This is a genomic window from Rhizobium sp. BR 314, from assembly GCF_047445805.1.
Taxonomy (GTDB): domain Bacteria; phylum Pseudomonadota; class Alphaproteobacteria; order Rhizobiales; family Rhizobiaceae; genus Rhizobium; species Rhizobium lusitanum_B.
On the sequence record NZ_JARWLA010000027.1, the window covers coordinates 43,193 to 69,057 of the forward strand.

Here is a 25,865-nt window from a genome sequence, read left to right on the forward strand (position 1 = left end):
CCCCAATGATTGTTTTGTTTCCAAGCTTCATGTCTTACGCCTGCAGATGATCGCGCGAGTACGTCCGTGAGCTTGGGATCCGCTCATCGTAAGACGCTAATCCGTTGCGCACGGGCCCATCCAGGTCAAGAGGATGTCGCGTCCTAAGCGAGAAACCCGTCTGCGAATCAGCTGCGCCGATCTCGCAGGCAGGCCTAGGCGCGAACGTCATTCATCGAGCAACCTCAGATTCAGTTGGCAGAGCGGATCCAATTCCGGCGGGCGTTGTCTTGGCCCACTAGCCGGGCATGGCGTCGGCGCACGATTGAACGTCTGGTCGCATTTTCGATAAGGCTTACCGCAGCGTGCAGGAATTCAACCGAGCCGCTCTGAGCCATGTCGGCACGCCCAAAGGGACAGACAATACTAGCATCATCGATTTCGCACGCGGTGCACAGTAAGCTTTGTCGTCAGGCAGAGCCAGTGAGTCCGGCTGAATTGGATGGCTCGTCTCCTTATGCCCTCATAAGCCACGTCGGTAGGCGAGCCTCAACCGAGCCTGTCAAAGCCGCCTCGACGCAATCCAAAAGAGTTCCCAACCGCACAGAACAGCTCGAGAGGCCCGGCCCATAATGCGCATATTTGCCCGAGTTTGTAAGAACCACCTTTGCATGCTCAGGGAACACCGGACGGGAGATTGTGCACCAGCATAGATCGCCAAGAACATTCACTCCGCTCGCTTGTAGCTTGTCCAGCGTTCCGTCGGCCTCTGCGTCAGCAATTGCCTCACGCCCAGCGGTAATGATGACTGCTACGCCTTTGGCTACTTTGCGCTCGCCTAGGAGATCGGCAACCGCCCTGCATTCATGAAGCGACGCATGAGGGCTGCCAATAGCAACAAGATCAATGTCTGACGCTCCGTCGTTTAACATCCGCCACCCCTCTTCCAGACTCTCGCGTGTGATTAGGACTTCATCCGCAAAGGGGTCTACGCTCCCGGCTTCCGGGGTGATGCCTTCGATATGGAGAACAGCTGCCGCAGACGTGGTTCCGAACGCTGCGCACAGCGCTTTAAGATCATCCAAGGTTGGCCGCGTCTTTGCCAAGCCGCGGATCAACGGTACGCGATCGGGTGAAGCGAGGCCGGCAAGATATCCGATCAGCGGCCATGCAGACGCGTCCGAATTGTCTGGAAGATCCACGGCGACCACTCTGCGCGCAAGGCGACCTTCATCAAGGAAGGCCCCAGCGAGGGGCGCGCGACCCGTAACGGCAATGCAGAAATCTAGAAAGTCTGGATGCTTTGCTGTGCGCGCGCCAAGTATGGAATTCGCGAAAATAACGGCGTTCGATTCCGACCATCCAATCAATTCACCGAGTTTTGGCGGCTCCGGAAGAGAATAAGGAGCACATGTAAACGAAGCCCGGCAACCCATCTGAACATAGGTTCTCGCCAGCTCCTCCGCAGCCTCGCCGAAGCCGGGCGGCACACCTTGCCGGCGCCAGTTGGCGTAGTCGACGGAAATCGCGTTCATCGTTGTTGGCACACGAACAGATGCACCGAGATCCTCCATTCTTTTCGCAAAAAGAAGATTTGCCCTTCCGGCATAGATGCAGCCATCGATATGGGCACGCGTTACGTCCACAAGCGTCTTCGCGCCTTGCTGATTGGCCATGCTGCAGATGATGCGCATGGCGACTTTCGCGGCGACCCCCTCCTCGTCACCCAGCAATCGAAGGTCATTCGGCGTGAGGATTAATGCCTCGTTCGACAGTTGGATCAGTGGCATCTGAATACGACCACCGTCTGCCGTTATGCTTTTCGTTGTGATCGCGGCCTCTTTCGCAGACGCCAGCAATTCGAAGGCCGCTCGCGCTAGTCGGATGACCGGCATGTTACAGCCGAATAACTCCTGGGCTACGATTGCTCCCAGTGTCAGGGTATCCTCAGGGCCAGGAAAAACCAGAGCGGCTGGCCCCTTACCAGAAAGTGCTAGCTCCAGGAGGACGCCTGAACCCGAGCAGGATCCGCGGCTGCCCGGCATCAACAGAACCGCTCCGCCAATAGCGGTGCCGTGCGAAGAATGATGGACGTCGATAACTTTCCCCGTCTGAGGGTCTACACCTCCCCAAAAGCTCAAGGCTTCGTTCATGACAACGACTGCGCCGGCGGCCGTTCCAGAGACGACTGCGATTGCCGGATCATTGCGAGGAGCGGTGTTCATTTTTCTGCCTGCCATATCAGAGAGTGCTTACGAGGCGACGTAAATAGGGCGGCCAGCGGTTGACCAATCTATGGAGGTATCGAACCGCGATGACCTTGTCGCGCATTCAGAACAATTGACAGCCGGAGCTTGATCGCCGCAAATACAAACTCCGCCACTAGCTATACACAATTGATATGGATGCCCCCGAACCATGGATCTAAATCTGAGAATGGTCGAATGCTTCAAGGCCGTGATGGCAGCTGGAACCGTCACCGAAGCGGCCGAGATACTCTATACCTCCCAACCGGCGGTCAGCCGATCGATCAAACAGTTGGAGTCATCCGTCGGCGCGAAACTATTCGACCGAAAGCGAGGCAGGCTCGTCCCTACAGCTTATGCATTTGCGCTCTCGGAGGAAGTCAACAAGGTATTCAAAGGTCTCGACCATCTGCGCCGAGCGGCCGCGAGCCTCAAGGATTTCCAGAACGGCAATATCAGTATTGTGTGCGCGCCGGCATTCTCGCAGGGGTTTATTGCCGACGTCGCAGCAGCCTTTGTGAAAAAGCATGGTGATGTCAGCCTGACGATCGACACCCAGCTTTCTTGGAGGATTGACGAGCTCCTCAATGACCAGAAGTTTGATCTCGGAATTGCCGCGTACGACATAAGCTCGTTGGGCGCGGACTACGAGACATTTTGCTCTCCTCGCGAGGTCTGCGTGATGACCTCAGATCACCCCCTGGCCAAGCATGCTCTCATCAAGCCTGAAGACCTGGAAGGCGTAAGTTCGATATTTATGGGAAACGCCGACCCTTATCGCAAGAGGTTGGATCGCGTGTTCGACAATGCCGATGTTCGCAGGCGTCTGGTTGTGGAGACCTCAAACACCGCGGCGGCCTGCGCGATGGCCGTGCGTGGTTGCGGCGTCGCGATCGTAAATCCCCTAACCGCACTGGACTATGTGAATTCAGGGTTGGTCATGCGGCGGTTTTCCCATGGGGAACCATTTCTCTCAACCCTCCTGCGAGCCAAGCATCGACCAACCTCACCGATAATCGATTTGTTTGTCGCCCAACTCAAATCTGTTCGGGATGACTATCTTGCACGCAGCGAGGTGCTATTAAGCACCTGAGCCTATATCAGTTTCGTATAGAGTGGCAGTAATTTTTAATTGGATCGCGAGCAGCATTCTATTTAGCGTTGGCTCCCGAAGACGCTCTATTGCAGAAGAATATTTCGCTAACCACTGACGGACGTTACAGATCCCGTGTCAGCTTCCGACCCCTATGCAATTCGGGGTTCGAGGAATCGCGAACGTAAGATCTCAAGAGAGCGCCATGAACGTCACCGTTGCTTCCCCGATGCAGAATGATCACGGGAAGGCGCCAAGGAGAGGCCTCTTATGTCCGTATCGGCATTCATTGATCTTTACAGCGATACAAAATCAAAACCGACCAAAGGCATGAGAGAGTACATGATGTCCGTTGAAGTAGGCGACGAACAGAAGGACGAAGACAACAACGTCATCGACTTGTGTGCACGTGTCGCCGAAATGCTGGGCAAAGAGGCCGCCGTTTTCCTTCCCTCCGGCACGATGTGCAATGAGATCGCTTTGGCGGTTCACTGCCGTCCAGGCGACGAAATCATAGCTCACGAAACCGCACATGTTCTTGTTTCGGAGACCGGTGGTCCCGCCGCGCTGTCCGGCGTTATGGTTCGTGGCATCAGGGGTCGAAACGGGATCTTTGACGGCACGATGCTAAAGGATGCGATCCGGCCTGAGAGCCGGTATCTACAGCAATCGCGGCTGGTTGTCGTCGAACAGACCTCCAACTTCGGAGGGGGAACGATTTGGCCACAGGCGACGATAAACGAGGTTGTTTCGGTTGCACGATCGAATGGCCTCATCCTTCACATGGACGGCGCCCGGCTGCTGAATGCGGTCGTCGCTTCAGGTATCTCCGCGAAGGACTATGCAGGTCCCTTCGATACTGCCTGGATCGATCTTAGCAAAGGTCTGGGAGCTCCTGTCGGCGGCGTGCTGGCTGGGTCGCGCGATTTCATTCAACAGGCTTGGCGCCTGAAACAGCGTTGGGGCGGAGCCATGCGGCAATCCGGATTTCTCGCCGCCGCCGGCATTTATGCACTCGATCATCACGTCGAGCGCCTCGCGGAGGATCATGAGAATGCGTCAATATTGGCGCGAGGGCTTTCTGAGCTGCCTGGCATCAAGCTCGCGACGTCAAACATCGAAACGAACATCGTCTTTTTCGACGTCGCCGCGACCGGGCGCTCTCCCGCCGAGATCACCGCTGCTCTGAAGAAAAAAGGCGTTGGAGTGGGCGGCGGCGGCCTCTTCGGCCCAACTGCAATGCGCGCTGTAACGCATATCGGGGTCACGCGTGCAGACATTATTGCTGCGCTGGCAGCCATGCGCGAAGTCCTAAATGACTGAGCGCTGACAAGATCTCAGCCCACCAGCGAAGGGGGGATGTGAACCGAGAGCGCTGATCGTTCACGTGGCGCGGCTCTCAAAATGTTTGCGGTTGATTAAAAAGAAAAGGGAGAAGCTCATGGCGGACACGAAACTTACGATTGTCGATGCTGAAACCACCGCAGCCTGTCTGCCCTATCGAGCATTGATCGATGTGCTTAGAGGCGGCTTTAAGACAGGCTGCGTCGCGCCCGTCCGGCACCATCATAAGATACAGAAGAACCACGAGCCTGACGCAACCCTTCTTCTAATGCCTGCTTGGTCTAACAGCGAGGATCATGATCAGTTCCTTGGGATCAAACTCGTGACGGTGGTACCTGGGAACACAGCTCGTGGATTGCCCGGCCTCACATCCACATACGTGCTCTACGACGCGGCGACTGGGCAGCAATTGGCCCTGATGGACGGCAATGTCATCACTGCGCGGCGAACCGTAGCGACATCCGCGTTAGCGGCGCAGATTCTCGCCCGTGACGATGCCCAGTCTCTTCTGGTGATCGGCACAGGCCGGGTTGCAAGCCAGCTACCTGATGCCTACCGAGCCATCAGACCCATCCAGAAGGTAATGGTATGGGATATCGATCCTGCGGCTGCAGGTCGCCTCGCTCATTCACTGAACGAGCGGGGGTTCGCATCTCAGGTCGCGATGGATCTCGATCAAGCGGCAGCGACCGCTGATATCATCAGCGCCGCAACGCTTTCGACAATACCTCTTATTAAGGGAGCCTGGATCCGGAAGGGAACCCACGTCGATCTTATCGGCGGCTTCACGCCGACTATGCGCGAGGCTGATGACGCGACACTGCTTTTCGCGAGCGCTTTTGTCGACACTCTGGAAGCGCTTCACGAAGCAGGCGACATTGTTCAGCCACTTCAATCCGGGCTCATCTCGGAGACGCATATCCTGGGAACTCTGACAGACCTTGTCAAAGGCCAAGTGATTGGAAGGACGTCCTCGGATGAGATTACATATTTCAAATCCGTCGGAAGTGCTCTGGCTGACCTTGTAACCGCTCAAATGGTTTATCAGCGCATCACTTGATGAAGCGAGGATACCGTCGATGGCGCCCTTTTAGTTGGGCGGATTCCCTTTTCGAATGTAACGCGGGAATGGCAGCGATGCCGAGATCGTCGATGTTCTGACCAAGTATGGTGCGCCGGCAAGGACCGACGCGCAGGGCCTCCATCGCCGCCTTGTTGATTCCATGAGCTCTCCGTAGAACCAACCGCGCTGTTGTGCCAGTTCCGACCGAGAATTCGGTAAGGATACCCGCGACTACAATTTGCGCGGGTCTCGCGGATGGCGAAGAGGATAGCGGGCAAATACAATGTTCGCAGTCTGGAACCGCTCAGCGTAGGTGGCCCGCCCCCAAATTCCAGCCACAATGATTGGATTACACGATCAATCCCGTGTTGTTGAATCTGCTACTTGAAAAACACAATTGATTGAACTAGATCGCGGCTGAAACCTCGGCTATTCCCAACTGATAGAAATCTGCTAATCGATCGAAGTTTGAAAAGGGACGAGCATGGCCGAGTTGTGGGAGCCATTCGATGAAGAGTTGGAGCGAGCGCGAGTAGCGTGGCTTTATTTCATTGGCGGCCAAACACAGCAGGAAATTGCGCAGCAATTGAATATCACACGACTGAAGGTCAATAAGATCATTGGTTCGGTTCGTGACTCTGGAAGCGTCAAAGTCAGTGTGACGTTGCCACTTAGCGACTGTGTAGACTTGGCCCAAGCGATATCGGCCCGATATGGTTTGGCCGAAGCCATCGTTGTTCCCGACCTTGGAGATTTCGTCGAGCAGAAAAGGGTCATAGGTGAGGCTGCCGGCTCGATGGCGAGCACCCTTATTCACGAGCACGACATGGGTATAGGCGTGGGATCGGGTAGGACGTTGAGTTTCGCAGTGCGCACGTTACGAGCGAAACCCAAGCCCGAGAGCTGGGTCGTTGGCCTCATGGGCGGAGTAACAAGAGGTTCCGGCACCAACACGTTTGAAGTAGCAACCGCTTTTGCACGCGCGCTCGGAGTCGAGTGTCACTATCTGGCGGCTCCGATCTACTGCGCAAACCCCGAAAGCCGCAATGCGCTCTTGCTGAATGATGAATTGACCGACGTACTCGCACGAACGGAAATTGCCGACATCGGCTTGGTGTCTTGTGGGTCCATAGCAGAAGATACATCACTTACGAATATTCGCGTCGTAAAGGATCACCTGGATGCAGTTTTGAAATTGGGTGCGGTCGGCGAATTCCTCGGCTGTTTTTTGGATGCGCACGGTCGTCCGATCGAGCATTTTCTCAATGACTCACTGATGGCTTTACCCCCGGACAAATTGAAGCTTAAACCTGCTTCTGTTCTCGTTTCGGGCGGAAGAAGCAAGATACCGATCATCAGGGCCGTTTTACGCGGCGGCTATGTAAACAGGCTGGTGACAAACCAATCCGTTGCGATAGCGCTCCTACAGGGACCGCGCTAGCTAACGGCCCCTGCCAGGTCAGGCGCCTCAGCGAAGCTGAGCCTCCAATGCCTTGCTCATGGCACGCAACACGACGTAGGTAGATGCCGCACCAGGATCCACATGCCCAACCGAGCGGGCGCCCAGCTTTGCGGAGCGGCCACGCTTGGATTCCATAGCGGCAGTCGCCTTCATTCCGACTTCCGCGGCGTTGCGAGCGGCCCTCAGGGTTTCAAGAGTGGACGAGCCCTTGACAGCCTCGGCCAGTGCGGCATCCGCGGCGGGTACCCAAGCATCCACCATAGTCTTGTCACCAGGCTCCGCCCTACCACGGTCGCGAATTCCCTGGCAGGCTGCGCCAATCCATTCGGCCACCGCTCTGCTATCGAGATTTAGCCGATTGCCCACCGCGCTCCCCGCACGCAGGAATGCCGTTGCGTATAAAGGTCCGGAAGAAGCTCCAACGGCATCCAGAAACGCTTTAGCCATGCGCTTGCATGTTCCATCAACTGTCTCGCCTTCGGGGGCGTCAGCCATTGCACTTTGAACAGCTCGCCAGCCAATTTCCATGGTGACACCATGATCGCCGTCTCCGATGATCCCATCGAGATCCGATAGCCAATCCTTCTCAGCTATAATTTCCTCGCCGACGCTCTTCATCATAGCCCGGAAGATCTGCGGCGTAATATCACCCTCCGTGATCAAGTCCGGGCTGCCTTCGGAGGTCTGTAAAGGGTCTGCCCCTTTTTCCACTCTGCGGCTGCGGAAGTCTGCCACTCGTCCGTCGTGAACCGTACCAATTGTCAAAGCAAGGCTTTTGCAAGGGTGATCGAGCAGAGATTGAAGCGTCGAATCCAACTTCATCAGAGTGATTGATGCTCCCGCCATCTCAAGCGATGTGGCGTATTCCCCGACCCATGACGCGTGGATGACAACCCCCAACACGTCGAGCCGCTGCTTAACGCGGCGAAACATCAGATATAGCTCAATGTACGTCGTAGAACCGAGGCCATTCACCAGCACCGCCACCCGACTACCGTTGGACAGGGCTAGCTCCTCAACGAGCGTGTCCATCAGCTCGTCGGTGACCTCATCGGCTGGAGCGAGCTTTTGTCGACGGATACCCGGTTCGCCGTGGAGACCCATGCCGATTTCCATGTCTTCGTCGCCGATCATAAAATTCGGCCGACCGGTCTGCGGCAATGAACATGCGCCCAACGCCACCCCCATGGAACGCGTTGCCTCGTTGGCAGCCTGAGCCAACGCCTCCACCCTTGCGAGAGGCTCCCCCAGATCTGCGGCAGCGCCCGCAATTTTAAAGACGAAGAAGTCGCCTGCTATGCCTCGCCTCTCGTTCCGGCGCTCGATCGGAGCAGACGCCACGTCATCAGCGACCGCCGCGTGCCTCACCACCATGCCATCGGCCGCCAGCTCTTCGGCCGCCATCGTAAAGTTGAGGACATCGCCGGTATAGTTTCCATAGAGTAGCAACACACCGGCGCCGCCGTCTGCAGCGCGCGCAGCATCGGCGATGTGAGCAGGCGAAGGAGATGCAAAGACGTTTCCAATGGCGGCAGCATCGGCAAGGCCCCGGCCGACATATCCGGCAAAGGCGGGCTCGTGGCCTGAGCCGCCACCGACAACGATGCCGACTTTTCCGTCTCTTGGTCCATCAACGGCGACTATGGCTCGGCCTGTATCACCTTCAATCCTCAACAGATCTGGATGAGCGCCTACCATTCCTTCGATCATCTCAGCGATGATGTTTTCCGGAGCGTTAATCAGTTTTTTTGTCTTGAGTTGTTGTGACATGTTTCTTTCCACAGGATACAATCCGGATTGAGATATCAGTTCGCTTCGCGACGAAGGTACCGGCGTGATATGGCGTCGAAGGAGATTGCGAGCACGACGATGGCGCCCGAGACGATCCCTTGCCAATATGGGGACACGCCGAAAAGGACGATGATGTTCTCGATTATTGCGATGATTCCTGCTCCGAAGATCGCGCCGATCGGACTACCTATGCCACCCGTTGTAGCCACCCCACCGATGACCGCAGCTGCAATGGGAGCAAGCACCCAGGTATCGCCAATTGAGGGCTGCGCGGTACCGAGCCGGGCGACCATCAGGACGCCTGCGAGGGCTGACAACGCTCCCGCGACCACGAAAACTATCAAGCGAATGCGGTCGACCTTTATACCTAGCATTCGCGCCGCGGGAGGATTGTTGCCAATTGCGTACATGTAGCGACCGAACGGTGTCTTCAGAAGAACAAAGGCAGCAACGGCAAGCGCTACGAGCATTATGAGGAAAGGCACAGGCACCATCAGAAAGGTCCCGCGCCCCAGGAACTGGACTTCAACGGGAATTCCGGTGATCGCTACGCCTCTGGTCATCACCAGATTGGCCCCGCCGAAAATGCCAGCCGTTCCGATGGTCAAAACAAGAGAATGAAGCCTGAGAAGGGTAACTAGCAGTCCGTTCAGCAGTCCAAGGCAAGCGCCGAACGCAATTGCAAGCACCATGGATAGCGCAGGGCTGATGCCCATCTTCACCATGAATATCCCGGACACCACACCGCAGAGCCCTCCGATCACACCGAGCGAAAGGTCTAACTCTCCCAGGATCATCAGCATTGATTGCCCGATAGTGATTAGCCCGACGAAGGCAAGGCCGCGCGCCACCACCGACATATTGTATGGCGTGAGGAAGTAAGGAGAAATCACCGACGACAAAGCGAATATTACGGCCAGCACGACGAAGACGCCTGCAAGCGGATTGCGCAGCAGGATGGAAAAAGAACTAGATTGCATCGGCTCTCGCCTCCGTTCCGAAAATCGCGCCGACCAGCACTTCAGTGTCGGTTGTCTCAGTATTGAATTCACCGGTCACGCGACCGGTGTGCATTGTGATGATACGACTGGCGCAACGACGCAGTTCGTTGATTTCCGAAGAGACGAGAATGACCCCGACGCCATCCTGCGCCAATTCCTTCATAATTCTGTAGATTTCGGCTTTGGCCCTGATGTCGATACCCTTGGTCGGCTCGTCGAAAATCAAAATGCGAGGACGCGTCGCCATGGCTCGCCCAATAATGGCTTTCTGTTGATTACCGCCTGAGAGATGCGAAATTCGCTTCCCCATTCCTGAGGTGCGGATGCCAAGGTCATCGACTATCTTCTGCACGGCATTGAGTTCTTTGCTCTTGTTTATCCCGAGCGTTCCAAGTGTCTCTTTAAAAAGCGAAATTCCAATGTTTTCTCGCAAGGACAGCATGGGGAAAATTCCATGATGCTTACGCTCTTCCGAAAGATAGAGCATACCACCAGTCACGGAGCGCCATGTGTCGTTCAGCGTCCAGTCCATCCCCTCGACAGTTACCTTCCCGCCAGACGTCTTGAGATAGCCGAATATTGATTGCATGACTTCCGAGCGTCCCGCGCCCACAAGACCGGCAAAACCCAGGATTTCTCCGCGACACAAATCAAAACTCACGTCCTGGAAGCGAGCGCCCGAAAGGCCTTCCACTTTCATTATTATGTCGTCAGCAGGCGCTTCCGGGCGGAAGTGGTCGTCCATCGCGAGGTGCCGACCCGACATGGCGCGGATCAGGTCGGCTTCGGTAATATCCGATACCCTGCCGCTATCGACCTTCTCGCCGTTCCTGAGCACAGTGTAGTCGTCGCCAATTTCAAAGACCTCATCCATCTTGTGGCTGATGAAGACTACGGCATGGTTCCGATCGAGAAATCCACGGATGACCTTGAACACGCGATCCACCTCTACGCCGGTCAACGCCGAGGTGGGCTCATCCAAAATCAGGACCTTCATTTCCCTGTTGGTGGAGGCGCGTGCAATCTGCAGGAGCTGCTGATCCGAAACCGAGATGTGAGCAACGAGTTCACTAGGTCGAGCCTCGATACCGAAGCGGTCAAGGTAGGCCTGCGCTTCTTCCATGAGCACTCGCCGATTAAACAGCGCGCCGCCGTGACCTGTGCGGTCGAATGGCATGAACAAATTTTCCGCCACAGTCATCTTCGGAAACAGCGTCAATTCCTGCGGAACGTAGGCTACACTGCGGAATATAGCAGGATCGACGGCAGGATCATGTCCATCGATCATCACCTGGCCACGGGATGGCCTATCAGTTCCTGTCAGAATTTTTACAAGGGTGGATTTACCGGCACCATTCTCTCCAGCAAGAATATGCGTTCGCCCAAGCTCGATTGTCAGATCGACGTTGTTGAGCGCAACCACTCCCGGGAAGTCCCGGCCGAGGCCTTTTATTTCCAGATATGCCATATGCCACCAGCCAACGGAGGTGTTTTCAAGAGCGCGGGCAGTTGCCCGCGCCCAGCGATACAAGTGTGGGAGCGTTAGCCGCCGACATTCGCCTTGGTCAAAAACGCGTTTCCAGTGTCAACATAGCCAGGAACAGGAGCGCCAGTAGCTTGAGCCCAGAGCATCATGACAGACCAGTAGCCTTGGAGCTCCGGCTGCGAGGCGGAAGAGCTATCGGCAATGCCTTTTCTGATCATGTCGAGCATTTCGGGCATGTTATCGAGACCGACAAGGACAACTTTTCCTTGCTTACCAGCTTCGAGGATTGCTTGCCCGATTCCCGTAGGTCCCGACGCGTCCGAAGCAACCCAGCCCTTCAGGTTGGGGTGGGCCTGCATGATTGAAGCGGCCTGCTGCTGTGCTGTTTCGATGCTATCGTTATCGATGCCTTCGGCAACGACCTTGATGCCGGGATGCTCAGCGAACACCTTTCGATGGCAATCGGCGCGGATGGCATGGTTTGGCGCCGTGGGCACGCCCATCATGATGGCGACCTCGCCCTGCCCGCCCAGAACGTCGACTAGACGGCGTGCGGCGATTTTGGCTTGTTCGCAAAAATCGGATCCTATGTAGGTAATTTTCATGCCTTCCGGTGGCACGGAGTCAAACAGAACCAAAGGGATTTTCTGGGACTGCGCTTCCTCCAAGGATGCCCGATTTCCCGATGGATCAAGAAGATCAACTGCCAGACCATCAGGATGGGTCGCGAGCGCACTGTCGAGAATCTGATTTTGCTGGACAACGTCTGCCGCCTGAGGCGCCGAGTATGTCACCTCGATGTTAGCGCCCGTTTGCGCCTTGAGCGCAGCGGCAGCTGCCTGTGCGCCATTATTCACCTTATCGAACCAAGGATGGACAACCTTTGGAACGATGACAAATCGATATGTGTCTTTTTTGGTGGTTCCTGCTGCTTCCTGCGCCTTGACTGCTATCGGCAATGCCAACGCGGCGCAAGCCATGAGTATCGCGAGTCTTCTCATAATTACCTCCTCAATTGTAGGCAAACCTCCTCGCCTACATCCCAAGCAATGTGCGGTGAACTCCCCGTCCCCGACGACATCCCCAATATCCAATTTACATATGTATTTTAAAATTTACAACGGTATTGTTGCCGAAAGATTCTTGCTCCGTGTTCGACGAAAAAAGGGCGCGGCCGGCCTACCAACGAATGGCAAACCAAGGTGATGGACGATTGTCTCAAGCCGTCAGGTGCCCCCGCGTGTAGCGAGCCCACACGCGTTCACCGAACTTCTGGCGGAAAATACGCCTGCCGCACAGGACGGCATCACACCAAAACCGACGCGCCATGATCGGCTACTCTACTCGCCGGCTACTTCAGGGCAGATCAGCGGGTCACCGCACATATCGACTGTGAACCCTCCCGCCTTGCTGGCGTCAGTCCGGACAACCTCCCGGAAGAAGACGCGATCGCAGCCGAATTTGAGCGTCGTCCGCGACAATCTCTACTTCGTCCGCAGTAGCGCGTCGGGGGTAAGGCTGGCGCGCTAGGGCGACGCCGCATAAGCTGATCTTCCAATGAATCAGGCAGAGCAGCGTCCATAGCAGCAGAAATTCTGAGGTAGAGCCAGGTTCTCATCGCAAACCAACAAGCAGAGCCAAAATTCATATTGAAAATCGAATATGTGATGTCGCCTTATCGCTCACGTTTTACAGTTTAACTCGCGCCTGACCCGCAAGTCGAACATAAGCGTGCCAGACGCCCACGGTCCGAGGACAATTTTACATTCAGTACTTGTTGTCGTGTTCTGCAAAATGGCTGATGTTTACTTCCGTCACAATCTTGCGCTTTTAGGTAGCATGTGCATCAATCTCGCGTCGAATTCGCAGCAACAAAGAGCGCGGAGATCCATACATGATGTCCCAAATGAAGTCTGCGTCGAGCAAACAGGGATATGCAAAACTCCTCTCTGCCGAGGCGGCACTCATCGCCAGACGGAGAGAAACTTTCGAGCCGCACGGAACCGGACCAACCATTGGGCTCGCCCTTTCGGGTGGCGGCATTCGTAGCGCCACTTTCTGCCTAGGGGTCTTGCAATCTCTGAGTAAGGTCGGGCTGACCAAGCATATCGATTACCTGTCCACGGTCTCGGGAGGCAGCTATATCGGGGGCTTCTTCGGTGCGCTGTTTGTCCCCCAAAGTCTAAGGGGACCTGGGACGCCTCGCGACGAGCAGCGCCCCGACTTTGACAACACTCGCCCGATGCAAAGCGGCCTCGGACTGGAAGCCGTTCGACGACTTCGAGATTCCGGTCGATATCTCACACCTGCGGGAACCAGCGACGCCTTCTACGCCGGGGCAATCGTGATCAGGAATTGGACAGCGGTCCAGACGGTCATCGGGCTCACCGTCCTAATGGCATTCTGGTTTGTCAGAGCCGTCGACAATTGGTGGTTCGAATCAACTCCCGCAATTAGCCCCAGCCTTGCGCTTCTGTCCTGGCTGTCCCTGGTATTCGTGTTCGGCTTTGGCTCGGCCTATTGGCTCACGAGGCGCGATCGCATTCCCAAATCGAGACCCAAGCGCATTGGCACGAACCTGTTCCTTTGGGCTTTCGCCGTCGCCTTTTGCCTCATACTGCGGGAATATCTCCAGTCCGCGCCATCACCACTTCGTTATCTCGAACTCCACTTTGCGGCGTTCATGGGGGTGGCGTTGGTCGCATACCTTGTTGCAGAGCTAAGGTATGGAAAGCTGGAATCCAAATCATCTGCCAGCGATAGCGATGATATACAGCCATTGATCATGACGGAGGACATCGTCCGCACGAAGCTTAGCAACTGGATGGCGACGAGCCTTATCCTCTTTCTGACTTTGGCCGGCCTCGTGCTGCTCGACCTGATGGGTGGCGCACTCCAGTCCCAGTTGGTGCACCTCTATCTCTCGCCGCCACCATTCGACTGGTCCTTCGGCTCCATCTACCTTCTCATGAAAGAAGCATGGCCAATCGCGGTTGCCGCCGCCCCTCCTATGCTGAGTTTCATCGCCCGACAGAAGTTGAAGAGGGAGAAGGCCGAGGAGGCAGCGAAGGCAGTCGGAACGAAGCTTTCTGATCCGCTTCCTGCCTTGCTGGTTATTGCCGGCTCGTCGGTCGTCGCTCTCTGGCTCATCCTATGGAGTGCCGTGTCACACTATCCATTCGAGCCGGAAAGCCCTTTGAGAGGGTCAGTTCTGGTGCTCGGGCTGATATTGATTGCCGTCAATATCATTCAGTCGCTCTGCTTCTCGTTCATCAACCTGTCTTCGCTTTCGCACTTCTATGCGGCACGCCTTCGTCGCGCCTATCTCGGGGCGTCCAGCTATGGCCGACCATTTACAAACGTGCGCCAGGACGATCCTGAAGATTCGATTAGGGTCAAGGACTACTACCAGGGCATGATTGAACATGGGGGACCGCTACACATCATCAATGTTACAATAGCTGAAACGATAGCAGGGACTTCCAACCTCGTCGCGAGAGACCGGAAGGGCAAGCCGATGCAGCTTTCGCCAGGCGGCATCGTCTTCGAGGGCGACCATCCCGGAACATTCGAAGCCGCTAGCATTGAGGATGGAGAAGAGCTGCCTCTTGCGAATTGGATCGCTATTTCGGGTGCCGCGGTTTCGGCTGCTATTGGATCTGGAACCTCGCTCGGGACATCGATCCTGGCGACAATGGCGAACGTTCGTCTCGGCTATTGGTGGAGATCCAGAAGGGCCGAGAACAACAGAGACTTCTTATGGCGTAATTTCAAAGACACCGTGCAGAACTACCTTTTTCTCGAGCTCAGGGGAGCATTCGACGGCACGCGCCGCGACCGCTGGTATCTGACGGACGGTGGCCACTTCGAGAATACCGGGATTTATGCGCTGTTGCAGCGAAGGGTGAGGGTCATCATCGCTTGTGACAATGGGGCAGACCCAAACTACGACATGGTTGATGTCGTCCGATTGCTGCAGAGGGCGCGGATTGATCTTGGAGCCGAGATCACCTTTCTTTCCGATGAAGCCCTAGCGGAGACACTCGGTCCTTCTTCGCCACTCATCGGTGTCATAGGGACCTTCAAGGAGGTTGCGCGGAACGGAGATATCCAAAATCCCGGTGGCCCTATCGCAACTCTGGCCAAAATCACCTATCCCGATAGCGATCCCGGAGTTCTTTTGCTGATTAAACCGCGGCTCACATTTACCGAACCGCCGGAGCTCCTTGCCTATCGAGCGATGCCCGGCGGGAGGAATTTTCCTCAACAAACGACGGGCGACCAGTTCTTCGACGAGGAGCAATGGGAAGCCTATCGGCGTCTCGGCGAGTTCTGCGGCGAGCGCCTGTTCGCTGTTCCACCCCCCAACCACGTCGGCTGGTATCCCTATCAACTCGAACCTTTCGATGAAAAACGATGAGTAAACAGTTCCATAAACTTCCCGAACCCGCGAGCTGGCTGGGTTCATACCTCAGCGCCGAAAGTTGCGTGTATTGGGCGCGCGGCGAAGCCGATAGATGCGTGATCTTCGTTCACGGGTATGGCGGCAGAGCGGTGACGACCTGGGGCGACTTTCCTTTGCTGGCAACGACTGACCCGGCATTTGCGAACGCCGACCTGCTCTTCCTGGGCTACGACAGTCTTCTGGCTGCGGCCTATAGTACATCTGTGCTCCTTCCCGCGATCGACACCTTCGTATCAGCGACCTCTGAATCAAAGGCGATTGGCCGACCACCGCGCGGCAATGACTTCAGATATAAGAGGATACTCCTGGTTGGCCACTCCCTTGGAGGCGCCCTCGTCCGAGACGTTGCGGTGACCGCAGCCTATGGCGGGAAGATTTGGGCCGAGGACGTATGCCTGGCCTTGTTCGCGCCTGCTCACAAGGGTGCAATCATACTGAAGATAGCTGCGCTCGCCGGCGGATTTGCTCGCGCCGCGGGGACTATCGCGGCGCTTGGTGTTCGGAAGAGCCCGGCTCTTGAAGACCTCAAGCCTGATTCCGACTATCTCAAGGACCTGCAGAGGCGATCAGCCAATCTGGGGAAGCGCAGCGCGGCGATGGCAGCTTTCGTTGCCCATGCTGCCGACGACCGGGTGGTCTTCGCCAACGCTTTCTCTGAATTCGATGCTGCGACGTCGGCCTATGGCAAAGTCGGTCACCGCGGCTGTTGCAAGCCGGTCCCCGTTGATTTCATGAGACCTGTGACCGATGTAGGGCAACTATTATGAGCAATGCGAAGCAGGAGAACCTCGAACAGGTCATGAGCCGCTACAAAATTCAACGGCGGCTAGAGCAGAACGGAATACTGAGAGACCTAAGCGCGCGAAAGCGTTCCGAACTTCTGCGCGACTATCGTACGAAAAGCGTTGACGACAAGAGCGAGATCCGCGCGCGGCGACATTTGGATGAACTGCTGCACGGCGTCAGTATCCTGGAGATCGGCTACCTGTCCGGCGTGCTGGCCTATGACGCGGAGCTGCTGAAAGTGGCCCGGCATATTCTGGAACTGAAAGAGGTCCAAACATACTTCCGAGAATACTATCCCCTCATCCTCCCAGATCTCTTCCTGGAAAGAACGCTCGGGAACAGGGCGACGATGGAGAACGCTGATCCGTATTGGTTCGGGAGAGTGCTCGCACTCGATCTGACCTTTGAAGGTGGCGATATGCGCTATTTCCTGCAGATGGTGGATGGGTTTTGGATTGAGGGCATCGATGTCGAGCAGCTTTCCATCGCATTCGAGGACAAGGAGCGCTGCCTCAAAGCAATTGCCACACCGAAAGAGGATCGCACGGTGCTGCAAAAGGGGATTGCGGGAACGGAAGACTTTCTGTTCTTTTGCGACGACCTTATCGCGCTTCGCGGCGCAACTCGAGATGAAGCCCTGCGAACTGCGTTGGTTGCCCTCTACCGCTATTGGTTCGTCGTTCGAAAAGGCTGGCTGCTGAAGGTCCTTTTACGCGCACGCGCAAGCTTCCCAAGACGTCGCGGGGATGGAATGCCGACGGTCGCCGAACTTCGGCAGCTGTTTTCGGCAGCGGCAAGCGTTCGATTACCAGATGAAGCGCCATTGAAGGCCGAGAGCTTTCCAAGCCTCTAGCCGGATAGCTTTGCAGAACTAAAGCCGCGCATTACGATACGCTGCGCCGGAAAAGCGATCGAGTTCATATCGCACTCCCCGATTGGCGAGCGGACAGAGCGTGCCCAGTTTGGAATTGCAGCCATCCGCGCTCATACCGTGGCGAGTTGCGATGTGGCCTTGGGCACACCCAGTTTTCTCGGGTGAGGACTAGACGAACTTACCGTGTTCTACAAAGCCCACCCAATGTCGCGTGGATCATCCTTTTCGCGAACCGTCCACGACCTCATTCTAAATCGCACAAAGACGAAGGCCATCGTAGACGGAGTCACACAGTGATCCGTATATGGCTCATCGGTCGTGGCGTTACAGCGGCTCCAAGCGGTTATCACTGAAACTCGTCCCGCCTGTAAAGGTTGCCATAGATGTGCTTCAGCACCGAATTGGTTGATTCCGGTATAACCGGATCGCCTTCGCTATAAACCAGTGCGACAACAGGCATCTGCTTACACTTTTGCAACAGACAAAGCCGCTCCTGTCCCCGCATCGAATACATGCATCTGGTTCATGTTGAACGACAGTGGCATCGTCGTCTGTGGTTTGGGCCTGCACTCCGGATCGATGCAGGCGCACAGGTTGGCATCACCGATGGAAAAGTAGACCATGGTTTCCGGGCCAAGTGGCTCTACCAGATCAATCTTCGCGGTAACATCTTCGAAGCCCGTACGCTGTTGACGGTCGCAGATCGCTTCCGGCCTTATGCCGAACACAACCGACTTTCCGGCATGACGGGCGTATTCGTTGACGCGCGCGTCTGGGACGGCTAGCGAAGTACCATCTTCCAGAACGACCGCAAGCCCCCCGCCCCTCGACGCCAATTGCGCCGGAAGGAAGTTCATCGCGGGCGAGCCGATGAAACCAGCAACAAATTGGCTGACTGGACGATGATAGAGTTCCTGCGGGGGCCCCGCCTGCTCAATCACGCCGCCATTCATCACGACGACACGATCAGCCATTGTCATGGCTTCGACCTGATCATGCGTGACATAGACCGTCGTCGTCGGCAGGAGTTGATGCAGGCGCTTGATTTCGGTGCGCATCTGAACGCGCAATTTCGCGTCGAGGTTGGAAAGCGGCTCATCGAAGAGGAAGACCTTCGGGTTTCGCACGATAGCGCGACCCATCGCGACACGCTGGCGCTGTCCGCCGGAGAGTTGACCGGGTCGACGGTCCAGGAGTTCGCGGATATGCAGCGTTTCGGCCGCACGCTGGATACGGGTCTCGATTTCGCCCTTGGCAAGCTTCTGCTGCTCGAGGCAGAAGGAAATATTCTCCCTGACGGTCATGTGCGGATAAAGCGCATAGTTCTGGAATACCATGGCGATATCGCGTTTGCCGGGGCCAAGCCGGTTGACGACCTGATCGCCGATGACGATCTCACCGGCGGTAATATGCTCCAGACCCGCGATCATGCGCAGAGTCGTCGACTTCCCGCAGCCGGAAGGTCCGACGAAAACCACGAATTCATTATCTTCGATTTCCAGATTGATGCCACGTACTGCTTCATAGATACCGTAGGATTTGACGAGGTTTTTAAGCTCCAATCGTGCCATGATCCGCTCCTAAGCCTCCTGCAGCCAGATTGCCATCGCTCCGACTTCGCGATTGGCCCAAAGATGGTAGGGGATCGCCCGGAAGGTTCTCGCCTTCAGCGCCGGCGGCGAGGTCCGATAAAGCGCATTCACCCAATCCGCTGCATCGGCCTCAAGCGCCATTCCTTCCAGGACGGCAGCGCCACCGAGCAGCGCCCCATCGTAGCGGACAACGAGTTCTGCGGAGGCGGGTAAACGAAGCCGCTGCGGTTCGCGACCAATGTCCGTCTCTTCCACACAATAGACAACCGGTCCTCGCTGCAGTGCGACTCGGCCGCCATCCTCCGAGACGGCAGGATGGGCATAGAGCCGATCCACTGGCATCGACAGAGCGATACGCACTTCATCGCCATTGCGCCATTCCCGATCAAGCGCTGCGTAGCCTTTCACGGTGCAGGCATCCAAAGCGATCACCTCGCCATTGACCGACACCGAAGCTTCGCGGCACCACGCCGGAATGCGCAGACGCAAGATGAATCGACTGGGCTGGTCGATCGAGACCTGGAGCCTGATGTCGCCATCCCAGGGGTAGTTCGTATCCTGGCGCAGTCGCAATAAGCGGTCACCGAACGAAAGCTCCGCTACGTTCGCCCCATAAAGATGCACTGCGAGCTCCCCCGGTTTCGTCGAATAGAAGTATTGCCCGAGCGAGGTGATGAAACGGGCAATATTCGTTGGGCAGCATGGGCAGTAGTGCCACTTCCAGCGGCGGTGCTGGCCATGGCTTTCGAGCACGTTTTCGTAGAAATAGTGCTCGCCGTCGCGCGCGATACCCGACAGCGCGCCGTTGAAGAGAACCGTCTCGAGTTTATCGGTAAACTTGCGGTCAAGATCGGTTTGAGCCATGCGGTGGCTCCAGAACCCGAGAGCAACCGCAGCGCAGGTCTCTGCATAGGCCGTTTCGTTCGGCAGGTCGAATTCCCTGGTAAACCCTTCGTTGGACGCCGAAGGCCCGAGACCACCGGTCACATAAAGCTGTCTGCTGGTCAGATTATCGAAGAGCTTGTCGCAGGCAGCCTTCAGGCCCGGATCGTTGTTTTCATGGGCAAGGTCCGCCATTGCGGAAAAAAGATACATGGCGCGGACCGCATGGCCGACAACCTGTTCCTGTTCGCGCACCGGCATATGCGCCTGACTGTACGCATAGGTCTGATAAACGTAGTCTTCGGGCCGCTCGCCGCGCTTGATCGCCTCCTCGTCGTAATAGGAGGGCATCTGTCCTCTTTGATCAACGAAATAGGTCGCAAGCGCCAGATGCCGAGGATCCTTCGTGACGCGATAGAGCTTGACCAGCGCCAGCTCGATCTCTTCATGCGCGTCATAGCCGCGCAATTTGCCCGGCTCGCGTCCGAACGTATCGATAATATGGTCGACAGCGCGGATCATGACATCGAGGAAGCGCCGCTTGCCCGTTGCTTCGAAATAGGCGACGGCCCCTTCCAGAAGATGCCCCATGGAGTACATTTCATGCAAGTCGCGAAGGTTTGTCCAACGCTTGTCCGGCTCGCGGCGAATGAACCAGCTGTTCAAGTAGCCGTCTGCCATCTGACCGTGTTCGAGCTTCTCGACGATGGCTTCGATCTTGGCTTCAATATCAGGGTTGGGATGTGCCTTTAGGGTGTAGCTTGCGGCCTCGATCCATTTGCCAAAATCGGAATCGAAGAAGTGCTGCATCGAAAGCCCGCTTGGCTGGATCGGCCGGGCAAGTGGTCCAGCGGGCTTGTCGAAGTCGAGCACCTCCAGAAAGCCTTCCTCCTGCAGCCGCTTGTGCTGCGTTGGGATGGTGACGTCGCGCACGGTTTTGGTCCAGCTTTCCCAGAAGCCGCCGTCGAAACTGACGCGTGAATGATCGGCTGGGACATAGCGCTTCATGTCCGGCGCCTGATTGGACTGATTGGGGATGGACGAAGACATGGAAACTCCTTGAGCGGCGAAGCCGCAGTCATTTCACGGCGCCGGCCGTCAGACCGCGCACGTAGTAGCGTTGCAAGAGAAGAAATAGAGCGATGCAGGGAACCATTGTCACGGCGATGCCGGCCTGCAGGGCGCCCCAATCGATGATGCCGTAAATGCCGGAGGAAACGTTGACCAGCATGATCGGCAAGGTGAACTTGTTCTGATCGGAGAGAAAGATCAGCGCGGCCAGGAACTCGTTCCAGGAATTTAGGAAGGCAAACATCGCGACGGTTGCAACACCGGGAAGGGCAATCGGCAGCATGATCCGCCGCAGAATGGTCGCCTGCGATGCGCCGTCTATACGCGCCGCCTCGATGAGAGCCTTGGGCACCGCGTCGAAGGCATTGCGCATCATAAAGACTGAGAATGGGAGCTGGAACGTCACATAGATCAGCACCAGGCCAAAGAGATTGTTCTGCAGGCGAACCGCCTTCAAAATCAGAAAGAGCGGTGTCAGGATCGACTGAAACGGGATCATCATCGTCGCCATGATCAGCACGAAGAGCAGCCCCTGCCCCGGGAAACGAAATTTCGAGAAGCCATAACCCGCGGGAATGGATACCAGAACCGTCAGCAACACCGTGCCTGCTGCGATCATCACCGAGTTTCCGGCATAGACATACCATCCGGCGCCGACGTGCTCGAGGCGGCGATAGTTCTCCAGCGAAAAGGCTTTCGAGAATAGCGCAGCCGGGTTGGCAAGCGCCTCCGCCGCGGGCTTGAACGAGTTGGCGAACGACCAGACGATCGGCATCACGAAGAATAGTGCGAAGACAAGGGCGAGCAGGATAAAGGCGAGATAGCCCAGCTGCTCGCTTGCCGGCTTCGGCTGGGTTTTGAAATTCAGGCGCTCCATCAGCCTTCCTCCGGGCGTTGTCGCAGAAAGACGAACTGAACCGTACTGATTGCGACCAGAACGACGAGCAGCGCCAGAGAAATCGCCGAACCATAGCCGAGCCGATAGGACGAGAAGGATGCGAGGTAGATCGAAAATACCGCAGAGATCGTGCCGTTGGACGGTCCGCCCTGCGTGATGATGAAGAACTGGTCGAAGGCAAGCATCGACGATGTGACATTGAGAACTAGGGCCAGCACCACAGAATTGCGCATCAATGGCAGGGTGATTCGACGGAAGCGGCTCCAAAGGCCTGCCCCGTCGATCTTCGCTGCTTCGATCACATCGGTCGAAATGCCCTGCAGACCGGTCAGCAGAATGATCATCGTAAAGCCGGATGTCTTCCAGACCACCATGAGGATAATGACAGCTAGCGCCGACCAGAAACTTTCAAGCGGCCGCGGTGCACTATCAATCAGGCCAATGGCACGTAACACCTGGGCAAAGACGCCGTTGTCAGGGTTGAGCAGCCACATCCACAATGTCGCGGCAGCACCAAAGCCGATGACGACAGGCATGAAGTAGATGGTCCGGAAGAAGCCTGCAATTCGCAATGGCCGGTCAACAAGCAACGCCAGCGGAAAAGCAACAAGGAAAATCGCTGCCGTTACCAAAACGGTATAGAGCAAGGTAAAGCCAAGAGAATGCCAAAGCTGGGTATCGTCAAACAGCTCGACATAGTTGGCAAGCCCGATGAATTTCGCCCGGCCGAGAAGTGGCCAGTTATAGAAGCTCATCCACACCGTCATCAAAAGCGGCACAAGGAAGAGCAAAACAATGAACAGGAAACCCGGCAAGATGAAAGCAAGACCGAGCCAGCCTTTTGGCTCGGGCTCGCCATGCATGACGGCAGGCTTCCTGCCGCAACGCAGCGACAAGCTCACGGCACTGCTCCTTTTTTGTTGATCGATGAGCATGGGATGGGAAACGAAGCGCCATGCGACAGCGCTTCGTCATGAGTGAGGCAAAAAAGACTTAGTTTGGGTTGGTTCTCTCGAGGATGCGGGTAAAGTCCGCCTGGGTCTTGGCGATCGTGCCGTCGACATCTTCACCGAAGATGGTTCCCTGGATCAGGTTCAGGAAAGGGCCGGTACGGCTCACGAAAAGCTCGTCTGAAGAGAACGTATAGGGTGTGCGTGCCTTGGTCAGCACGTCATAGGCAACAAGGTTGCGCTTGTCGAACTTGGCATATGCCTCGTTTGCCAGATCAGTCCGCGAAGGCATGCCCGATTCCTGGGTAATATAGACCTGTTGCTCGGGTTGCATGTAGAAGTTGACGAAGTCGAGGGCGACTTTTTTCTTCTCGCCACTGATCCCTTTCATCAACGCCAGCGCGTCGCCGCCAGCAAAGCTTGACGCACCGCCCTTCGGGCCGGGAATAGGTGCTACGTTGAACTTGACGTCCGGATACTTGCTCGTCAGCAGATTAACGATATAGGAGCCGGTCATCAGGATACCGACCTTGCCGGACGCAAAGGCCTCCACCGCGTTATTGCCATTGCCCGATCTGGACGTTGGGTGGATCGCGTCAGCCTTCGCCATGTCGCGATAGGCGGCAATGGTTTCGCGCAACGCCGTTGTATCGACGGTTGCGGAGCGTCCATCTTCACTCAGGACATCCGCCCCAGCCGCCCAAAGGTGCGGGAGAAAGTCATAGATGAGCCAGCTGCCGGAATTGGCGACGAAGTAGAAGCCATGAATATCGTTGCCAAGAGCGGTGATCTTCTTTGCGTCCGCAGCTATCTCTTCGAGCGAAGCAGGCGCCTTGTTGGCGTCAAGGCCGGCCTTGGAGAAGAGATTGGTGTTGTATGCGATGATCGAGGCATCCGGGAGCGCAGGAACGCCATAGATCTTACCGCCATAGGTCGCGAGGCGGATATGCGATGGGCTAAGAGCCGCTGCATACGGCAGCCCCTTGACGAAATCGGTGATGTCCTCAAGGCCATCGGCAGCTGCAAAGGTCGGAAGATAGATCAGATCGAGGACGGCACCATCCGGCGCGGCATCGCCGGCAATAGCGGCACCAAGTTTCGGCACCATCTGTTCTGCGGTAATCTGGGTGACGTTCACCTTGTCGGAATGGGTCGCATTGTACTTGTCGGCCAGTCCCTGGAGCACCGCACCCGAAGAGGTGCGCACCCACAAGGTGATTTCGGCCGCATTGGCGAGTGTGGCGCTTGCCATCAGCGCGATCGCAGAAATCGTCAACTTTAACTTGAACATGGAAGTTCCCCTTTTCCTTGTCGCCAACAGCCTCCAGATGGCGTGATCGAAACGTTAGTCGACATTTTTTTCGATGTCGACAGTCTGTATGCATGTTTTCGAGGGGAATCTGATAAAACCTTTTAACATCACGGTTATTTCTGATAAAAGGTTTTATCCGCAGATTTCAAACGAACCGATTCGAGCCAAGAGAACCATGCGCCGACAGACTATTCGGGACCTTGCCAAGGCAGCGGGCGTCAGCATTTCGACCGCTTCAAACGCATTAAACGGCACCGGACGAACGAATGCAGAAACGGTAGAGCGCGTTAAACGTGTGGCCGAAGAGATCGGGTTCAGGCCGAATGCGCTTGCGCGTGGGCTCTTGACCAAACGTAGTCACGCCATTGGCATGCTGACGAACGATACCTATGGCAGGCTGACACTTCCGATGGCCGCCGGCGTTTCCGAGGTGCTAGTCGATCACGGCTTGTCGGTCTTCCTGTGCGCCACCAACAATGACCCGCGCCTTGCACGTCTGCATCTGGAGACGCTGCTGGACCGACAGGTGGACGGCATCATCTTTACGGCAACGCGGCTTGATCTGGAACCGCCGCCGGAACTTGCAAAGCTCTCGATTCCTGTCGTCTACGCCTTCGCCGAGGGACCGGCGGACAGCATCAGCTTCTTTCCTGACGATGCTCAAGGCGCGCGTCTTGCCGTGGAACATCTCAAGGCTCTGGGCCGTTCGCGCATTCTCCACATAACTGGGCCGGAGGATTATCTTGCCGTGCGCATCCGCGCAAAAGCCTATCGCGACTGCGTCGGCCCTGACGCTGAGGTTTTCTATGGCGACTGGTCGGAAGAATGGGGCCACGAAGCCATCGAGCAGATACTTTCACGCGGGGAAAAAAGACCCGACGCCATCTTTTGCGGAAACGATGAAATTGCCCGTGGCGTGATAGACGCACTGCGCGATAAGGACCTGGCCGCTCCCAAAGATATCGCAGTCGTCGGCTTCGACAACTGGGAGGTCATCTCCCGACAAACCAGGCCGCCACTGACAACGATAGATATGGAGCTGAAAGAGATCGGCCATCAAGCGGGTCTTGCTATTCTCAGCCTGACAAAAGGCGAAGCTGTTCCTGCAGGAATTACCCGCTTGCCATGCCGATTGGTTGTCCGCCAGTCCTGCGGTGGAACGCCTGACTGACCGGGCCGTCGGACGTGCCATCCCGGCAAATCGCTCGGAAGACAGACGGCGGCATCTGGTTCGTAGACCGCTCAGCTTGGTCGCGTTACTTTGTATAAGGGAGGACCTGCAACCGATGTTCCAGAGCATATTGAGTTTTGCGAGATTTTGACTCCAATCGCAATCTCGCACTACCCTCGAGCTGGATCTAACATCTTGATAGGGTCGATAGTTCGAATATCAGGACGGGTCATGACGAGACGCAAAGCTGGGTTGATTCGTCGCGCACATCATGAAACGTCGAGCCGGCCGTCGGCAAATGGGGCTTGCGTTACATTACAGTAACACCTGATAAATGAATGTGGCAATCATGCATCATTTATAGCTGTATATGTGTATTGGCTGCAGTCACCAGCGAAT

General features: G+C 56.3%; 18 protein-coding genes. 8 read left to right on the forward strand and 10 right to left on the reverse strand.

Annotated features, from left to right (window positions below):
* Positions 1-494 precede the first annotated feature (494 nt).
* Positions 495-2,219 carry an aconitase X gene (locus tag QD461_RS26215; RefSeq protein WP_414090269.1) on the reverse strand — a complete coding sequence of 575 codons (1,725 nt, stop codon included), beginning with the start codon at positions 2,217-2,219 and terminating at the stop codon, positions 495-497.
* Between the two features lie 178 nt (positions 2,220-2,397).
* On the opposite strand from QD461_RS26215, the gene QD461_RS26220 reads away from it, so the two are divergent.
* The 4 genes from QD461_RS26220 to QD461_RS26235 all read left to right on the forward strand — a co-directional run bounded on the left by QD461_RS26220 (position 2,398) and on the right by QD461_RS26235 (position 7,166).
* A complete protein-coding gene (locus QD461_RS26220) occupies positions 2,398-3,318 on the forward strand; it encodes a LysR family transcriptional regulator (RefSeq protein ID WP_414090270.1) in 921 nt (306 codons plus the stop codon).
* A 270-nt stretch (positions 3,319-3,588) separates the two neighbouring features.
* Complete coding sequence (locus QD461_RS26225) at positions 3,589-4,641, forward strand: threonine aldolase family protein (RefSeq protein WP_414090271.1); 1,053 nt, start codon at positions 3,589-3,591, stop codon at positions 4,639-4,641.
* Positions 4,642-4,759: 118 nt separating this feature from the next.
* Positions 4,760-5,722 (forward strand): ornithine cyclodeaminase family protein, encoded by a 963-nt coding sequence (locus tag QD461_RS26230; RefSeq protein WP_414090304.1) that lies wholly within the window; start codon positions 4,760-4,762, stop codon positions 5,720-5,722.
* 487 nt (positions 5,723-6,209) lie between these two features.
* Entirely contained in the window at positions 6,210-7,166 is a 957-nt protein-coding gene (locus QD461_RS26235) for a sugar-binding transcriptional regulator (RefSeq protein ID WP_414090272.1), read from the forward strand.
* Between the two features lie 27 nt (positions 7,167-7,193).
* Here the strand turns inward: QD461_RS26235 and dhaL are convergent, their stop codons facing one another.
* The 4 genes from dhaL to QD461_RS26255 form a co-directional block, all read right to left on the reverse strand.
* Positions 7,194-8,957: a dihydroxyacetone kinase subunit DhaL gene (gene dhaL, locus QD461_RS26240; RefSeq protein ID WP_414090273.1), complete on the reverse strand. Its 1,764-nt coding sequence runs from the start codon at positions 8,955-8,957 to the stop codon at positions 7,194-7,196.
* A gap of 35 nt (positions 8,958-8,992) precedes the next feature.
* Positions 8,993-9,958, reverse strand: a complete 966-nt coding sequence (locus QD461_RS26245) for an ABC transporter permease (RefSeq protein WP_414090274.1) — start codon at positions 9,956-9,958, stop codon at positions 8,993-8,995.
* Entirely contained in the window at positions 9,948-11,447 is a 1,500-nt protein-coding gene (locus tag QD461_RS26250; protein ID WP_414090275.1) for a sugar ABC transporter ATP-binding protein, read from the reverse strand. Before QD461_RS26250 ends, QD461_RS26245 begins: the two co-directional genes overlap by 11 nt.
* A gap of 74 nt (positions 11,448-11,521) precedes the next feature.
* Entirely contained in the window at positions 11,522-12,466 is a 945-nt protein-coding gene (locus QD461_RS26255) for a substrate-binding domain-containing protein (protein WP_414090276.1), read from the reverse strand.
* 893 nt (positions 12,467-13,359) lie between these two features.
* Between QD461_RS26255 and QD461_RS26260 the strand changes: the two genes are divergently transcribed.
* The 3 genes from QD461_RS26260 to QD461_RS26270 all read left to right on the forward strand — a co-directional run bounded on the left by QD461_RS26260 (position 13,360) and on the right by QD461_RS26270 (position 17,569).
* Positions 13,360-15,885 (forward strand): hypothetical protein, encoded by a 2,526-nt coding sequence (locus tag QD461_RS26260; RefSeq protein ID WP_414090277.1) that lies wholly within the window; start codon positions 13,360-13,362, stop codon positions 15,883-15,885.
* Positions 15,882-16,697: a hypothetical protein gene (locus QD461_RS26265; RefSeq protein WP_414090278.1), complete on the forward strand. Its 816-nt coding sequence runs from the start codon at positions 15,882-15,884 to the stop codon at positions 16,695-16,697. The genes QD461_RS26260 and QD461_RS26265 overlap by 4 nt, the downstream gene beginning before the upstream one ends.
* Before the next feature lie 173 nt (positions 16,698-16,870).
* Positions 16,871-17,569: a hypothetical protein gene (locus QD461_RS26270; RefSeq protein ID WP_414090279.1), complete on the forward strand. Its 699-nt coding sequence runs from the start codon at positions 16,871-16,873 to the stop codon at positions 17,567-17,569.
* A gap of 485 nt (positions 17,570-18,054) precedes the next feature.
* Here QD461_RS26270 and QD461_RS26275 read toward each other — a convergent pair whose 3' ends face one another.
* From QD461_RS26275 to QD461_RS26295, 5 genes are read right to left on the reverse strand one after another with little or no spacing between them, the layout of a single operon-like run.
* Positions 18,055-19,161 (reverse strand): ABC transporter ATP-binding protein, encoded by a 1,107-nt coding sequence (locus QD461_RS26275; RefSeq protein WP_414090280.1) that lies wholly within the window; start codon positions 19,159-19,161, stop codon positions 18,055-18,057.
* 9 nt (positions 19,162-19,170) lie between these two features.
* A complete protein-coding gene (locus QD461_RS26280) occupies positions 19,171-21,114 on the reverse strand; it encodes a glycoside hydrolase family 127 protein (RefSeq protein WP_414090281.1) in 1,944 nt (647 codons plus the stop codon).
* Positions 21,115-21,142: 28 nt separating this feature from the next.
* Complete coding sequence (locus tag QD461_RS26285; protein WP_414090282.1) at positions 21,143-22,012, reverse strand: carbohydrate ABC transporter permease; 870 nt, start codon at positions 22,010-22,012, stop codon at positions 21,143-21,145.
* Positions 22,012-22,968: a carbohydrate ABC transporter permease gene (locus tag QD461_RS26290; RefSeq protein WP_414090283.1), complete on the reverse strand. Its 957-nt coding sequence runs from the start codon at positions 22,966-22,968 to the stop codon at positions 22,012-22,014. Before QD461_RS26290 ends, QD461_RS26285 begins: the two co-directional genes overlap by 1 nt.
* 58 nt (positions 22,969-23,026) lie before the next feature.
* The gene (locus QD461_RS26295) at positions 23,027-24,274 is read right to left on the reverse strand and encodes an ABC transporter substrate-binding protein (protein WP_414090284.1); all 1,248 of its coding nucleotides are present in this window, start codon (positions 24,272-24,274) and stop codon (positions 23,027-23,029) included.
* A 196-nt stretch (positions 24,275-24,470) separates the two neighbouring features.
* On the opposite strand from QD461_RS26295, the gene QD461_RS26300 reads away from it, so the two are divergent.
* Positions 24,471-25,466 carry a LacI family DNA-binding transcriptional regulator gene (locus tag QD461_RS26300; protein WP_414090305.1) on the forward strand — a complete coding sequence of 332 codons (996 nt, stop codon included), beginning with the start codon at positions 24,471-24,473 and terminating at the stop codon, positions 25,464-25,466.
* Positions 25,467-25,865: the final 399 nt, after the last annotated feature.

What these genes read in the sequence shown, in the direction of transcription:
- QD461_RS26215 (WP_414090269.1), bottom strand. Translation starts at nt 2,219, where the DNA reads ATGGCAGGCAGAAAAATGAACACCGCTCCTCGCAATGATCCGGCAATC.
- QD461_RS26220 (WP_414090270.1), top strand. Translation starts at nt 2,398, where the DNA reads ATGGATCTAAATCTGAGAATGGTCGAATGCTTCAAGGCCGTGATGGCA.
- QD461_RS26225 (WP_414090271.1), top strand. Translation starts at nt 3,589, where the DNA reads ATGTCCGTATCGGCATTCATTGATCTTTACAGCGATACAAAATCAAAA.
- QD461_RS26230 (WP_414090304.1), top strand. Translation starts at nt 4,760, where the DNA reads ATGGCGGACACGAAACTTACGATTGTCGATGCTGAAACCACCGCAGCC.
- QD461_RS26235 (WP_414090272.1), top strand. Translation starts at nt 6,210, where the DNA reads ATGGCCGAGTTGTGGGAGCCATTCGATGAAGAGTTGGAGCGAGCGCGA.
- dhaL (WP_414090273.1), bottom strand. Translation starts at nt 8,957, where the DNA reads ATGTCACAACAACTCAAGACAAAAAAACTGATTAACGCTCCGGAAAAC.
- QD461_RS26245 (WP_414090274.1), bottom strand. Translation starts at nt 9,958, where the DNA reads ATGCAATCTAGTTCTTTTTCCATCCTGCTGCGCAATCCGCTTGCAGGC.
- QD461_RS26250 (WP_414090275.1), bottom strand. Translation starts at nt 11,447, where the DNA reads ATGGCATATCTGGAAATAAAAGGCCTCGGCCGGGACTTCCCGGGAGTG.
- QD461_RS26255 (WP_414090276.1), bottom strand. Translation starts at nt 12,466, where the DNA reads ATGAGAAGACTCGCGATACTCATGGCTTGCGCCGCGTTGGCATTGCCG.
- QD461_RS26260 (WP_414090277.1), top strand. Translation starts at nt 13,360, where the DNA reads ATGATGTCCCAAATGAAGTCTGCGTCGAGCAAACAGGGATATGCAAAA.
- QD461_RS26265 (WP_414090278.1), top strand. Translation starts at nt 15,882, where the DNA reads ATGAGTAAACAGTTCCATAAACTTCCCGAACCCGCGAGCTGGCTGGGT.
- QD461_RS26275 (WP_414090280.1), bottom strand. Translation starts at nt 19,161, where the DNA reads ATGGCACGATTGGAGCTTAAAAACCTCGTCAAATCCTACGGTATCTAT.
- QD461_RS26280 (WP_414090281.1), bottom strand. Translation starts at nt 21,114, where the DNA reads ATGTCTTCGTCCATCCCCAATCAGTCCAATCAGGCGCCGGACATGAAG.
- QD461_RS26285 (WP_414090282.1), bottom strand. Translation starts at nt 22,012, where the DNA reads ATGGAGCGCCTGAATTTCAAAACCCAGCCGAAGCCGGCAAGCGAGCAG.
- QD461_RS26290 (WP_414090283.1), bottom strand. Translation starts at nt 22,968, where the DNA reads ATGCTCATCGATCAACAAAAAAGGAGCAGTGCCGTGAGCTTGTCGCTG.
- QD461_RS26295 (WP_414090284.1), bottom strand. Translation starts at nt 24,274, where the DNA reads ATGTTCAAGTTAAAGTTGACGATTTCTGCGATCGCGCTGATGGCAAGC.
- QD461_RS26300 (WP_414090305.1), top strand. Translation starts at nt 24,471, where the DNA reads ATGCGCCGACAGACTATTCGGGACCTTGCCAAGGCAGCGGGCGTCAGC.